Raw genomic sequence first — 12688 nt, forward strand, 5'->3', positions numbered from 1 at the left:
TTTGGTTTTAGATGGATAAAAGTACAAAACCACACTTGTGGATTGTATATGTTTATGCTTGCTTTAACAGTTTCTAGTTTCCAAAAATCTTGCCGTTTTTATTATCTCTATAGATACTAAGAGTTGCGGCTTGATTAGCTTCAAATTCCTAACTTGCGGGTTTATATAAAATATGACTAAATCTAAAAAAGATAAAACACCTGTTCAGGTATTATTAACCCCTCAATACATTTTGAGTACAGGAAAAATATTAACCAAACTCTCCCCATTTCTTGCAAGTCGATTTGCTGCACAATTGTTTTTAACACCTTTCAAATATCCTTTGCCTGAAAGGGAAAAAGAAATGGATGAAAAGGCCGAGCAAAGACAAATTCTTGTGCCGGCAATCCATAGAAATATTATAGTATATAAATATGGAGAAGGATCTAAAAAAGTACTTCTGGTGCATGGATGGAGTGGTCGCGGCACCCAAATGGCTGTATTGGCTACCCAATTGGTTGATAAAGGGTATACTGTTATAAGTTTTGATGCTCCTGCTCACGGAAAGGCTCCCGGTAGAATAAGTATGATGCCCTATTTTATTGAATCCATTCATGAAATAGCCAAGGATTATGGACCATTTGATAGCGCCATTGGCCATTCTTTAGGAGGAATGTCATTATTAAGAGCGGTAAAGGAAGGGTTTTATCTTAAAAACCTTGTAATTATAGGAACTGCAAATAGTGTTACCCATATTACAAAGGAATTTGCCCGGAACATGAAATTAAACGATTCGGTTGCCGAAAAAATGAAATCCTATTTCGATAAAAAATTCGGGAAAGATATGGATGTTTATTCCGGAGCCTTATCTGCTGAAAGCGTGAATGTCCCAACTTTGGTGGTACATGATAAAGACGATGTAGATGTAGCTGTAAGTTCAGCCTATGAGATTTCAGAAAAGTTGGCAAACAGTGAATTATTCTTAACTGAAGGTCTTGGTCATCGGAAGGTATTAGGAAATCTGGAGGTTATTAACAAAATCACAACATTCGTCATGGCATAATATTTGTAATTTTGTAATAAAAAGAGATGAAAAAAGTATTTATGTCACTCGTTGTAATGGTTATTTTTAGTTGCAACGGCAATGCCCAAAAAAAAGAATTCAAAACTACCTCTGAATATCCCATAACCAAAACCGAGGCAGAATGGAAAGAAATTTTGACTCCTCAGGAATTTGAGGTGTTAAGAAAGTCTGGTACCGAAAGACCCTTTTCCAGTGAATTGAACAATGTCGAGGAACCGGGAACTTTTGTTTGTGCCGCCTGCGGAAATGAAGTGTTTAAAACCGAACATAAATTTGAAAGTGGAACCGGTTGGCCAAGTTTTGACCGTCCTATAGAAGGTGGCGTAGCCTATGGATCTGATACCAAACTGGGATATCAACGGGATGAAATTCATTGTGCCGACTGTGGCGGGCATTTAGGTCATGTTTTTGATGACGGCCCAAGAGCAACAACCGGAAAAAGATATTGTATGAATGGAGTAGCAATGAAATTTATTCCTGATTCAAAAATATAAATAATGAAAAAATATAGTACAGAAAGGTCGGAAGCTGAATGGAAAGAACAACTTTCTGAAGAACAATTCCGGGTTTTAAGACAAAAAGGAACCGAAGCACCTCATACAGGGAAATATAACCTACATTTTGATGAAAATGGAGATTATAGATGTGCAGCGTGTGATGCTAAACTATTTGAAGCAAACAGCAAATTTGAAAGCGGTTGCGGATGGCCTAGTTTTGATGAATCAATTGAAGGAACTGTTGAATATATTAAGGATAAAACCTTTGGAATGGAACGAACAGAAATTTTATGTGCTAATTGTGGAAGTCACTTAGGACATGTTTTTGACGATGGCCCTACCCAAACCGGACAACGCTATTGTGTGAATTCGGCCAGTATAGAATTTAAAAAATAACCTAAATCTAAATATTATGAAAAAGATTATAACCTTATTATTTGTTTCTGCATTCGCATTAACATCATGTAGTGATGACGGAGCAGTTGGGCCACAAGGACCACAAGGCCCTGAAGGAGCACCGGGTCCATTGGGACAAGTGATAGATATTGTTGGTGATTTTACAGCTTCCAATGAGTATTCCTTATCCCTTGATTTTACCGAGGAAGGAATTGAAGTATTTGAATCGGATGTTGTGCTTGTTTACCTCAAAACCGGAGAAGATGGTACCGCAGATGGAGCTCCTGTAGAAGTTTTTAGAATGTTACCTCAAACTTATTATATAGGAGATGAAGTTCTTCAGTATAATTACGATTTTACATTTTTTAGTGTCCTGATTTTTTTAGACGGAACGGTTGCCGATTTTGGAACTCTGGATACCAGTTTTAGAAATAATCAGGTTTTAAGGATTGTTGTAGTTCCTGCAGAATTCGCACGAACTTCAGGAGTTGATATGTCTAATATGAAAGCTGTAATAAACGCTCTGGATATTGAGCAAAAAAATATCAGAAAAAAGAAAATCTAAAAACAAATTCGAACATTTGTTCTTAAAGGCTTATTTCAAAACTGGAATAAGCCTTTTTTTATTTTATAATCCACATCTACCCTATTCTTAAGTTTCAAAGACTTTTAGTTTAGGCTATTATTCCTTAAATTCGCAACTTCTTAAACTGTTACAAAAAATTCAGGAAATGAGTAAATACGATATCATTGTTTTAGGAAGCGGCCCGGGAGGATATGTTACTGCCATACGCGCTTCACAATTAGGTTTTAAAACCGCTATTATAGAAAAAGAAAGCCTGGGTGGGGTTTGCCTTAACTGGGGATGTATTCCAACCAAAGCGCTTTTAAAAAGTGCGCAGGTTTTTGACTACCTAAAACACGCTGAAGATTACGGACTTACTTTGGAAAAAGCCGATAAAGATTTCTCTGCAGTGGTAAAACGAAGCAGAAATGTAGCTGAGGGAATGAGCAAGGGAGTAGAATTTTTAATGAAAAAAAATAAAATTGACGTCATTAAAGGTTTTGGAAAGTTGAAAGCCGGAAAGAAAGTTACTGTAACAGATAAAAACGATAAAACCACAGACTATTCTGCAGATAGCATCATTATTGCCACAGGAGCGCGATCACGTGAATTGCCGAGCCTGAAACAGGATGGAAAAAAAGTGATTGGTTACCGGGAAGCGATGACCTTAAAAGAACAACCAAAATCTATGATCGTGGTTGGTTCCGGAGCAATTGGAGTTGAGTTCGCACATTTTTACAACGCTATGGGAACCGAGGTTACCGTTGTAGAGTTCCTGCCTAATTTGGTTCCTTTGGAGGATGAGGAAATCTCTAAACAATTTGAACGCAGCTTCAAAAAAGCAGGTATCAAAGTAATGACGAATTCATCTGTTGAAAGTGTGGATACTTCGGGAAAAGGAGTAAAAGCTAAGGTGAAAACCGCAAAAGGAGAAGTATCTCTGGAAGCTGATATCGTGCTTTCTGCTGTTGGGATTAAAACGAATATAGAAAATATCGGACTTGAGGAATTAGGAATTAAAACCGATAAAGATAAAATTCTTGTAAACGAATGGTACCAAACCAATGTTGATGGCATTTATGCTATTGGAGACGTAGTGGCCGGTCCTGCCCTTGCTCACGTAGCTTCTGCGGAAGGAATTACCTGTGTTGAAAAGATTAAAGGAATGCATGTAGAACCTATAGACTACGGCAATATCCCCGGATGTACCTATGCATCCCCAGAAATTGCATCTGTTGGAATGACGGAAAAGCAAGCAAAAGAAGCCGGATATGAGTTGAAAATTGGAAAATTCCCTTTCTCTGCTTCCGGAAAAGCAAAAGCTGCAGGTACTCCTGATGGTTTTGTAAAAGTGATTTTTGATGCTAAATATGGCGAATGGTTAGGTTGCCATATGATTGGTGCCGGAGTAACCGATATGATTGCTGAAGCTGTTTTGGGTCGTAAACTTGAAACTACAGGTCATGAAGTCTTAAAAACCATTCACCCTCACCCAACAATGAGTGAAGCGGTTATGGAAGCTGTCGCGGCTGCATATGATGAGGTTATTCATTTGTAATGCCAGGCGTTAGGCGTTAGGCGTTAGGCGTTAGGCGTTAGGCGTTAGGCGTTAGGCGTTAGGCGTTAGGCGTTAGGCGTTAGGCGTTAGGCGTTAGGCGTTAGGCGTTAGGCGTTAGGCGTTAGGCGTTAGGCGTTAGGCGTTAGGCGTTAGGCGTTAGGCGAAATTTCAAAAAGATATAATTGCCCTGCAAGGTTTTTGTGGGGCATTATTTTTTAATATTATCTAGGGATAAGGTCGCAATACCAAAAGCTGGTGTCCCAAGATTTCACATCATCTGTAAAGCAATTGTCTTCTTCATCTTCCCGCGCATTATAGGATCTTTGAACGATTTCCCCTTTTTCAAATTCAATTGGATTTTTGAATATTGGCCCATCAAATACAAAGGTGTGAAATTCCCCATTTTCGCCACAGGGATCAACACCGGACGGTAAATCTTCAACAAATTTTTGATCTATTATTCTCCCGCAGAATGAACGATCCAGCACTTTTGCATTTACACAAACTGTAATGGCCTTAAATCCCGAATCGATAAAATCAGAAATGAGCTGATGAGTATTTTGTTTCCAAAGTGGAAAAACCGCTTGTATTCCTACCCTGGCTAGTTGTTCTTCTCTGTATTCCTTAAGGTCCTCTAAAAAGATATCTCCAAAAACACTGTGAGTAAACCCTTCTCCTAAGAGTTTTGAAACCGCGCTATGCATTTTCGAATTATAGCTTTGCATAGAAACATTTCCTTCCAGTGCTATAATATCAATTGGAAGTCCAATACTTTTAGCCTGTAATATTAAGAGTTCCTTTCGCAATCCATGCATAGAAACCCTGTCTACCTCAGAATTAAGAGTTGTTACCAATTTCTCAACCCTCAATGTATTTTCCTGCTGAAGTTTATATAAAGAATAAGCAGCATCCTTTCCACTACTCCAGTTAAGATAGGCTTTTTGCATTCTATTTAATTAAGAAGCTGTTGATCGCCAGGTCATAGCTGGAAAGACCAAAACCAATAATGATCCCTTTTGCATTTGCAGAAATATATGACTTATGGCGAAACTGTTCCCGGGAAAATGTATTAGAGATATGAACTTCAACCACGGGGATTCCAATTGCTTTCACCGCATCTCCTATCCCGATTGATGTATGGGTATAAGCTGCAGCATTAAGGATTACCCCGTCAAATTCCATATCGGCCTGCTGAAGGCGATCAATGAGCTCCCCCTCAATATTGCTTTGGTAATAGGATAATTCGGTTTCGCGGAATTTGAACTGAAGTTTTGAAAAATAATCTTCAAAACTTTCCTTTCCATAAGTGTCCGGCTCGCGTGTTCCCAGTAAATTTAAATTGGGACCATTGATAATAAGTAGTTTCATCGTCTAAAGATATTTAATTTTAAGTCATAAAAAAAGCAGAGGATCATCACTTCTACAGAAGAGATCAGGAAATTAAAATAGTATTGGTTTGTTTAACCGGGAAGGAGAAAATGCACACCAGTGCAGAACATAAAGAATAAAAAACGGGAAACATTCCGTTCCCCGTTTTTAAGATCAAAAAATTTTTGGTGACTTAAAAACCAAATTCCACTCCAAGATTAACCGAGGAAACATCTCCCCCATCGGCGCTAATCCCCGAAAAAGAAGCTATAATTGCCAGTGGCCCCAATTCATAGCCCACTTTTGGCCTGTAATAAAAACCACCATCATTTCCATCGTCAAGACCTACCGCATACCCAAGGTCTCCACCCACGAATAAGGAATTTTCAAAACCGAAACGTGCTGAGGCCGCGATTGGGAGAAATGAAATATCATCTACTTCAATAGTTCCAAACGATGTGGAAATATCATCCCCAAAATAACGCGAATATCCTGCCAGCGCACCCACGCTAAATAAATCGGACACAGGATAAAAATACGCGATGTCAAACCCTAATTGAAAAGTTGTAAACTCTTCTACATCCCCTACGGGAATACCGGCATTTACTCCAATTTTAAAATTGCTCTGTGAAAAAGCCGAAGAAATGGTAAAGAGCATAATTAGTAAAATAAATAATAATTTTTTCATGTTTTTAACTATTTAATTGGTTGTGTATCTTAAAGATACACATTTTTAGAACATTTAAAACAGAAGTACATAAAAAAGCGGAAGATAACCCCCGCTTTAAAAACCTTTTGAAATCTTAGAACAATTAGAACATATACCCAACAGATAGTTGAATTACAGAGTTCTTTGCTTCATCATCACCAAATTCATCGGAATCTAGAACGTTGGCTAAACCAAGATTATAACGGCCTTGAAAAAAAATCCCCCCAGGAAGTTTATATCCTAAACCAAAATTTAAACCATAATCAAAACTAGAAAAATAATCTTTGGCATCAATTCCTATTTCCTCCGTTTCAACTTCGGAAGAAGTTAAAAATCCAATTTGAGGTCCAGCTTCTAAACTGAATCCTTCAGATACATAATATCTGGCCATCAAAGGGATTTGAATATAATCAAGTCTAAACTCAGCATCTACATCGAATTCATCATCGCTAAAACTTGCACCTTGTATGGAATATAAAACCTCTGGTCCAAAATAAAATTTTTCCGATATAGGAATCTCTGCTACAAGTCCCAAATGGAAACTAGTAAGCATTTCGGCATCCTCTGCGTCACCAGTAAGATTTGCAAAGTTTAACCCTACCTTAGCTCCAATTCTAAAGAATTCCTGAGCCTGTAATGCCGGTAGGGCCATCAAAGCAACTACCAAAAAAAGAACTGATTTTTTCATTTAATAAAATTTAGTGTTTATCGATTAATTTTGCCAAATGTAAAAAAATTGTTAAAGCTTTTGGCTGTTTAGTTAAAAAAAGGTGTGAGACTTAACTTACACCCCTTTTTTTTCTTATTTTATTATAAAATATCCTTAAAATATTCAAAAAAAAAAGGTGCAGGAATTTTCCTGCACCTTTCATTTCTTATAAATATTCCAGATTAAAACATAAATCCTATTCCTGCCTGAACAACAGAATGTTTTGCATCTGCTCCGGAAAAAATATTGTTTGCAAAACTGTCATCATAAATATCGGTTAAACCAATATTATACCTTCCATTTACAAAAAATCCACCTTGAAACTTGTAAGAAGCTCCTAATGCAACACTAAAATCGACAGTGTTAAATTGATCTTCACTCAATGAAATTGAATTATTATCATTGGTACTGGAAGGATTATAATCAATTTCACTGTTTACTAAAAATCCAACTTGTGGTCCTGCTTCCAACGCAAAGCCATCGGTTACATAAAATTTAGCTAAGACCGGAATATTGATATAATCCAGTTGATATTCAATATCATTACCATTACTCCTTTCTGAAATATCATATCCCTGTCCGGAATAAAGAACTTCGGGTTGTACAGAGAATCTATCGCTCACCGGTATTTCTGCTAAAAGACCTAAATTAAAAGAGGTTCTTCCATCAGGATCATTAAAAGCGTTTTGTCCATCACCTGAAAAGGTTGAAAAGTTAACTCCTCCTTTCGCTCCAAAAACGACATACTCCTGAGCATTCATTTGAGCAAAACCAAATAACGCAATTGCTATAACAAAAATTGACTTTTTCATTTCTTATGTTTTTAAGTTCGGGATCAAAATTAGGCTTACATTTGTTAAGAAAATGTTATGCAAGCATAAAGTATTACTAATACTGATTTTAAAAATTGTTAATAACTTTCAGTATGACCTGGCAACAAGCGAAAAAGGATTTCAAAAATTATTTATTGATAGAACGCGGTCTTTCCGGGAATTCCGTCAGTAATTACTGTTTGGACATTTCAAAACTTATCAACTATTTAGAAACCAATTCAATCGTGGTTTCCCCTACCAAAATTTCAGTAGAAACCCTTCAGCAGTTTATATATGAAGTGGCTAAAATTTTAAATGCACGGTCGCAATCCAGGATTATTTCAGGACTGAAAAGTTTTTTTAATTATATGGTTTTTGAAGGCTACCGGGAAAGCAATCCTATGGAACTTATAGAAACCCCTAAAATTGGCAGAAAGCTTCCGGATACGCTCTCCACTGTAGAAATAGATGAGCTTATAGACACTATTGACCTCAATAAGAAAGAAGGGGAACGCAACAAGGCCATTCTGGAAACACTGTATGGGTGTGGCTTGCGGGTTTCTGAATTGATTAATTTAAAAATATCAGATCTCTTTTTTAAAGAAGGTTTCATCAAAGTAACAGGAAAAGGTGACAAGCAACGTTTTGTGCCGATTGGTGATATAACACAGACTTTAATTTCTCAATATCTTGAAAATTCCAGAGGAGAAGTTCCTTTCAAAAAAAATGCTTCAGATGTCTTATTTTTAAACCGAAGAGGTAATATGCTAACCCGGGCGATGATCTTTACGATCGTTAAAAATCTTTCTAAAGCTGCAAATTTTCAGAAGAATATCAGTCCGCACACATTCCGTCACTCTTTTGCCACCCATTTACTTGAGAATGGAGCCGATCTTAGGGCTATCCAACAGATGTTAGGCCACGAAAGCATCACCACTACCGAAATTTACATGCACGTGGATAAAAGTCACCTCCAAAAGGTGATTTTAGATTTCCATCCCAGACGGAACTACTAAAATTGTGCTAAAAACATCCACTTTATTTTTTAATGAAAATCATCCATAGTACCTTAATGGAAAATTAATATACATGAAAGTTTTAAGTTTTAAAAATGGTGATGAAATGCCAATTATTGGCCTTGGAACCTGGAAATCGGAAAAAGGAGAAGTGGGAAAAGCGGTAAAGACTGCTATAGAAAATGGGTACCGGCATATAGACTGCGCCGCAACTTATGGAAATGAAGCTGAAATTGGCGAAGCCCTGGCCGAAATCTTTGAAGAAGGGAAAGTGAAACGGGAAGATCTATGGATCACTTCAAAACTTTGGAATGACTCTCATTTAAAAAAGGATGTCATTCCCGCGCTTGAAAAAACATTAAAGGATCTACAATTGAATTATCTGGATCTTTACCTCATTCACTGGCCGGTTGCATTTAAGCAAGGTGTGGCTTTTCCGGAAAAAGATGAGGATTATCTTTCCCTTGAGGAGGCTCCAATTGGTGAAACCTGGAAAATGATGCTGGAAGCAAAAGCTCTTAATATGATACGGAATGCAGGGGTGTCGAATTTTAGCATTCCTAAGCTGGAAGATCTTATCGAGGAAACCGATGAAATACCGGAATTGAACCAAATAGAATTACATCCCTATTTACAACAAAATGAGATGCTCGAATTTTGCAGTAAGCATAACATTCATCTAACGGCTTATTCTCCCCTTGGCAGTAGCGATAGAAGCCAGGCTATGAAAGCCGCAAATGAACCTTCCTTGTTGGAAAATAAAGTCATTAATCAAATCGCAAAAAAACACGGTGCATCCCCAGCACAGGTACTTATTAAATGGAGTATCTTGCGGGGTACGGCAGTAATTCCAAAATCTGTTCATAAAGACAGGATTATAGAGAATATGCAAAGTGCAGGAGTGAATTTAAATGAAGATGATCTCAAAAAAATTGCAAATTTAGACGAACATTTTAGGTATGTTACGGGCGAATTCTTTGTAACAAAAGGCAACAGTTATGAAAACATCTATGATGAATAGCTTTTGGTAAAAATAAACTTCACAGAGAAACAAGCTTCAAACTGTGTAAGTATAAAGACAGGTTATGATTAAAAAGAAAAACCTCTCCGGAATTCCGGAGAGGTTTTTTAATTATATACCCGGTTGAACCGGTGTGAAAGCAATTTAGCTTTTTCCCTCCATTCTATCTTTTAAAGCCTGAAGATCTGCATTGACATCACCAATTGTGGTTTTATCATTGCTTTGGGTTGCAGCAGCTTTTTTAGCGGCTTGCTTCACAATTTGTTGTTCCTCTTCTTTAAAGATAGCAGTATGAGATGCTACTACACGTTTGAATTCTTTGTTGAACTCGATGATCTGAAATTCTGCAGATTCTCCCTGGCTTAATTTCTTACCATCTTCTTTCTCAAGGTGACGGGTAGGAACAAAAGCAGTGATATCTTCATTAAAGTCGATAGTCGCTCCTTTGTCTACTATTTCAGAAATTTCTGCGGTATGGGTTGTTCCAACAGCAAATTCAGTTTCGTATTTATCCCAAGGATTGGCTTCGGTTTGTTTGTGACCTAAACTAAGTTTACGTCCTTCAACATCCAATTCCAAAACTACAACCTCTAATGTATCACCTACATTGGTGAATTCAGAAGGATGTTTGATTTTCTTGGTCCAGGAAAGATCAGAGATATAAATAAGTCCGTCTATTCCTTCTTCCAATTCTACGAATACTCCAAAGTTTGTAAAGTTTCTTACAATTCCTTTGTGTTTAGAACCTACAGGGTATTTAGAAGTGATATCAGTCCATGGATCTGGAGTTAATTGCTTAATACCAAGGGACATTTTACGGTCCTCACGATCCAGGGTTAGGATTTGCGCTTCAACCTCATCCCCTACTTTCACGAAATCCTGTGCAGAACGCAAATGCGTGCTCCATGACATTTCCGAAACGTGGATAAGACCTTCAACACCTTCAGCAACTTCAATAAAAGCACCGTAATCTGCGATTACAACAACTTTACCTTTTACTTTATCACCAACTTTTAAGTTTTCATCTAAAGCTTCCCATGGATGTTTGTGCAATTGTTTCAATCCTAATTGAATTCTTGTTTTAGCTTCATCGAAGTCAAGAATTACTACATTTAGTTTTTGATCCAGTTCCACGATCTCATTAGGATGATTGATACGAGACCAGCTAAGGTCTGTAATATGAACAAGTCCATCAACACCACCAAGATCAACAAACACACCGTAAGAAGTGATGTTTTTAACAGTACCTTCAAGTACCTGACCTTTTTCTAACTGACCAATGATCTCTTTTTTCTGCTCTTCAATATCAGCTTCGATAAGTGCTTTATGCGATACAACAACGTTTTTAAATTCGTGGTTGATTTTCACAACTTTGAATTCCATTGTTTTACCAACGTAAGCATCATAATCCCTGATTGGTTTCACATCTATTTGAGATCCAGGTAAGAACGCCTCAATTCCAAATACATCTACGATCATACCACCTTTGGTACGACATTTCACAAAACCATTTACTATTAAACTTTCATCATGTGCTTTATTCACACGATCCCAGGCCATGATCACACGGGCTTTACGGTGAGAAAGAATCAATTGACCGGTAGCGTCTTCACGTACATCAATTAAAACCTCTACCTCATCCCCTACTTTAAGATCCGGGTTGTAACGAAATTCATTCAGAGAAATTACACCTTCACTTTTTGCGTTGATGTCAATGATGGCATCACGATCTGTGATATTGATAACTCTACCAGTGGTAACTTCATCATCCAGTGTGTCTACGAAATTCTCGGCAACCAACTTCTCAAATTCTACCAACTTCTGGTCATCTACAGGATCAATTCCTTCTTCGTAGTTGTGCCAGTTAAAGTCTTCTAAGAATTTTTCAGGGTTTTCCTGCTGAGGCGACGGAGCCGCTTTTGATTGAACTTCAGAGTTTTCAGAATCCTGAACTTCTTGATTTTTTGTTTCTTCAGCCATTGCTGATAATACTATTTGTATTCTATGCTTCTTCGGAAAAAATTCAGGCAATAAAAAACATAAAAGAGATTATTGATTTGATTTTCAACCCTTTTCTTTTTTCCATTATTTTGCCGAAAAGGAGTGCAAAAATACAACTTATATTTTAACTTTCAAATACTTAAGCCCTTTTGATTTATTTTTTCCGAAGAGTTATCACTTCATAAATCCCGCAGGCAAAAAAGAAGATTCAATAGGCGAGACTCTGCAAATAAGATTTCAATAAAAACTTAGCTTCTATTCCTCAATCTTTTCTTTGGCCAGGCTAAGAATAATATCAAACTGCTCTTCGACAGTAAGGAAGGAATTGTCTATTTCTATGGCATCTTCAGCCATAACCAGTGGGGAATCCTCCCGCGTGGTATCCATATGATCCCTGTCTACCACATTTTTAAAAACCTCATCGTAACTTACCTTCTCCCCTTTTCCTTCCAATTCCTTAAACCTTCGACCAGCTCTTTCTTCCGGAGAAGCGGTCATAAAAAGTTTTAATTCGGCATTGGGAAAAACCACGGTTCCTATATCGCGGCCATCCATTACAATCCCTTTTTCCTCTCCCATTATTTTTTGCAGGGAAACCAGTTTTTCACGAACTTCAGAAACCGATGCTACCTTGCTTACATGATTGGAAACATCCATCTTTCGGATTTGCTCTTCCACATTTTCTCCGTTCAAATAAATTGCTGCAAAACCTAAATTCTCATCAAATATAAATTTTAGATTCACAGAAGGTAACTTTTCAATCAATGCCTCCCTGTCAAAAGAATTTTCTGTGATCATGGAATTATTCATAGCATAGAGCGAAACCGCTCTGTACATCGCACCGGTGTCTACATATACATAGCCTAATTCTTTAGCCAACTGCTTGGCAACGGTACTTTTTCCGGTAGATGAAAATCCATCTATGGCAATTGTGATCTTTTTGGTCATGAAAAATATTTCAGATTATTATTCC

Annotated in this window: 14 protein-coding genes; 7 read left to right on the forward strand and 7 right to left on the reverse strand. The window is 37.4% G+C overall.

The genetic code is table 11. The features are described 5' to 3' along the window. Positions 1–172 precede the first annotated feature (172 nt). The 5 genes from GILLI_RS02420 to lpdA all read left to right on the forward strand — a co-directional run bounded on the left by GILLI_RS02420 (position 173) and on the right by lpdA (position 4079). Positions 173–1042: an alpha/beta hydrolase gene (locus tag GILLI_RS02420; RefSeq protein ID WP_006987535.1), complete on the forward strand. Its 870-nt coding sequence runs from the start codon at positions 173–175 to the stop codon at positions 1040–1042. Between the two features lie 26 nt (positions 1043–1068). Next, on the forward strand, positions 1069–1557 hold the full coding sequence (gene msrB, locus GILLI_RS02425) for a peptide-methionine (R)-S-oxide reductase MsrB (RefSeq protein WP_040506351.1): 489 nt from the start codon (positions 1069–1071) through the stop codon (positions 1555–1557). Between the two features lie 3 nt (positions 1558–1560). Continuing rightward, positions 1561–1956 (forward strand): peptide-methionine (R)-S-oxide reductase MsrB, encoded by a 396-nt coding sequence (gene msrB / locus GILLI_RS02430; protein WP_006987537.1) that lies wholly within the window; start codon positions 1561–1563, stop codon positions 1954–1956. Between the two features lie 16 nt (positions 1957–1972). Further along, complete coding sequence (locus GILLI_RS02435; protein WP_006987538.1) at positions 1973–2521, forward strand: collagen-like triple helix repeat-containing protein; 549 nt, start codon at positions 1973–1975, stop codon at positions 2519–2521. Between the two features lie 166 nt (positions 2522–2687). After that, complete coding sequence (lpdA, locus tag GILLI_RS02440; protein WP_006987539.1) at positions 2688–4079, forward strand: dihydrolipoyl dehydrogenase; 1392 nt, start codon at positions 2688–2690, stop codon at positions 4077–4079. Between the two features lie 221 nt (positions 4080–4300). Here lpdA and GILLI_RS02445 read toward each other — a convergent pair whose 3' ends face one another. The 5 genes from GILLI_RS02445 to GILLI_RS02465 all read right to left on the reverse strand — a co-directional run bounded on the left by GILLI_RS02445 (position 4301) and on the right by GILLI_RS02465 (position 7677). Beyond that, a complete protein-coding gene (locus GILLI_RS02445) occupies positions 4301–5026 on the reverse strand; it encodes a Dph6-related ATP pyrophosphatase (RefSeq protein ID WP_006987540.1) in 726 nt (241 codons plus the stop codon). A 1-nt stretch (position 5027) separates the two neighbouring features. After that, positions 5028–5447, reverse strand: a complete 420-nt coding sequence (locus GILLI_RS02450; RefSeq protein WP_006987541.1) for a type II 3-dehydroquinate dehydratase — start codon at positions 5445–5447, stop codon at positions 5028–5030. A gap of 193 nt (positions 5448–5640) precedes the next feature. Further along, on the reverse strand, positions 5641–6135 hold the full coding sequence (locus GILLI_RS02455; RefSeq protein ID WP_006987542.1) for a hypothetical protein: 495 nt from the start codon (positions 6133–6135) through the stop codon (positions 5641–5643). Between the two features lie 124 nt (positions 6136–6259). Further along, positions 6260–6844 (reverse strand): porin family protein, encoded by a 585-nt coding sequence (locus tag GILLI_RS02460; RefSeq protein WP_006987543.1) that lies wholly within the window; start codon positions 6842–6844, stop codon positions 6260–6262. Between the two features lie 203 nt (positions 6845–7047). Further along, the gene (locus GILLI_RS02465; RefSeq protein ID WP_006987544.1) at positions 7048–7677 is read right to left on the reverse strand and encodes a porin family protein; all 630 of its coding nucleotides are present in this window, start codon (positions 7675–7677) and stop codon (positions 7048–7050) included. A gap of 113 nt (positions 7678–7790) precedes the next feature. On the opposite strand from GILLI_RS02465, the gene xerD reads away from it, so the two are divergent. Both xerD and GILLI_RS02475 read left to right on the forward strand, forming a co-directional pair. After that, positions 7791–8693: a site-specific tyrosine recombinase XerD gene (gene xerD / locus GILLI_RS02470; protein WP_006987545.1), complete on the forward strand. Its 903-nt coding sequence runs from the start codon at positions 7791–7793 to the stop codon at positions 8691–8693. A gap of 73 nt (positions 8694–8766) precedes the next feature. Next, on the forward strand, positions 8767–9714 hold the full coding sequence (locus tag GILLI_RS02475; protein WP_006987546.1) for an aldo/keto reductase: 948 nt from the start codon (positions 8767–8769) through the stop codon (positions 9712–9714). A gap of 144 nt (positions 9715–9858) precedes the next feature. Here the strand turns inward: GILLI_RS02475 and rpsA are convergent, their stop codons facing one another. Together rpsA and cmk are read right to left on the reverse strand one after the other, a co-directional pair. After that, a complete protein-coding gene (gene rpsA / locus GILLI_RS02480) occupies positions 9859–11694 on the reverse strand; it encodes a 30S ribosomal protein S1 (protein ID WP_006987547.1) in 1836 nt (611 codons plus the stop codon). Between the two features lie 276 nt (positions 11695–11970). Beyond that, entirely contained in the window at positions 11971–12663 is a 693-nt protein-coding gene (gene cmk, locus GILLI_RS02485) for a (d)CMP kinase (RefSeq protein ID WP_006987548.1), read from the reverse strand. Positions 12664–12688: the final 25 nt, after the last annotated feature.

Source organism: Gillisia limnaea DSM 15749, assembly GCF_000243235.1.
In the GTDB taxonomy this organism is placed as follows: Bacteria; Bacteroidota; Bacteroidia; order Flavobacteriales; family Flavobacteriaceae; genus Gillisia; species Gillisia limnaea.

Excerpts from the sequence above, each read along its gene's own strand:
- xerD (WP_006987545.1), top strand. The coding sequence starts at position 7,791 with ATGACCTGGCAACAAGCGAAAAAGGATTTCAAAAATTATTTATTGATA.
- GILLI_RS02465 (WP_006987544.1), bottom strand. The coding sequence starts at position 7,677 with ATGAAAAAGTCAATTTTTGTTATAGCAATTGCGTTATTTGGTTTTGCT.
- GILLI_RS02450 (WP_006987541.1), bottom strand. The coding sequence starts at position 5,447 with ATGAAACTACTTATTATCAATGGTCCCAATTTAAATTTACTGGGAACA.
- GILLI_RS02435 (WP_006987538.1), top strand. The coding sequence starts at position 1,973 with ATGAAAAAGATTATAACCTTATTATTTGTTTCTGCATTCGCATTAACA.
- GILLI_RS02420 (WP_006987535.1), top strand. The coding sequence starts at position 173 with ATGACTAAATCTAAAAAAGATAAAACACCTGTTCAGGTATTATTAACC.
- msrB (WP_006987537.1), top strand. The coding sequence starts at position 1,561 with ATGAAAAAATATAGTACAGAAAGGTCGGAAGCTGAATGGAAAGAACAA.
- GILLI_RS02460 (WP_006987543.1), bottom strand. The coding sequence starts at position 6,844 with ATGAAAAAATCAGTTCTTTTTTTGGTAGTTGCTTTGATGGCCCTACCG.
- cmk (WP_006987548.1), bottom strand. The coding sequence starts at position 12,663 with ATGACCAAAAAGATCACAATTGCCATAGATGGATTTTCATCTACCGGA.
- msrB (WP_040506351.1), top strand. The coding sequence starts at position 1,069 with ATGAAAAAAGTATTTATGTCACTCGTTGTAATGGTTATTTTTAGTTGC.
- lpdA (WP_006987539.1), top strand. The coding sequence starts at position 2,688 with ATGAGTAAATACGATATCATTGTTTTAGGAAGCGGCCCGGGAGGATAT.
- GILLI_RS02445 (WP_006987540.1), bottom strand. The coding sequence starts at position 5,026 with ATGCAAAAAGCCTATCTTAACTGGAGTAGTGGAAAGGATGCTGCTTAT.
- GILLI_RS02475 (WP_006987546.1), top strand. The coding sequence starts at position 8,767 with ATGAAAGTTTTAAGTTTTAAAAATGGTGATGAAATGCCAATTATTGGC.
- rpsA (WP_006987547.1), bottom strand. The coding sequence starts at position 11,694 with ATGGCTGAAGAAACAAAAAATCAAGAAGTTCAGGATTCTGAAAACTCT.
- GILLI_RS02455 (WP_006987542.1), bottom strand. The coding sequence starts at position 6,135 with ATGAAAAAATTATTATTTATTTTACTAATTATGCTCTTTACCATTTCT.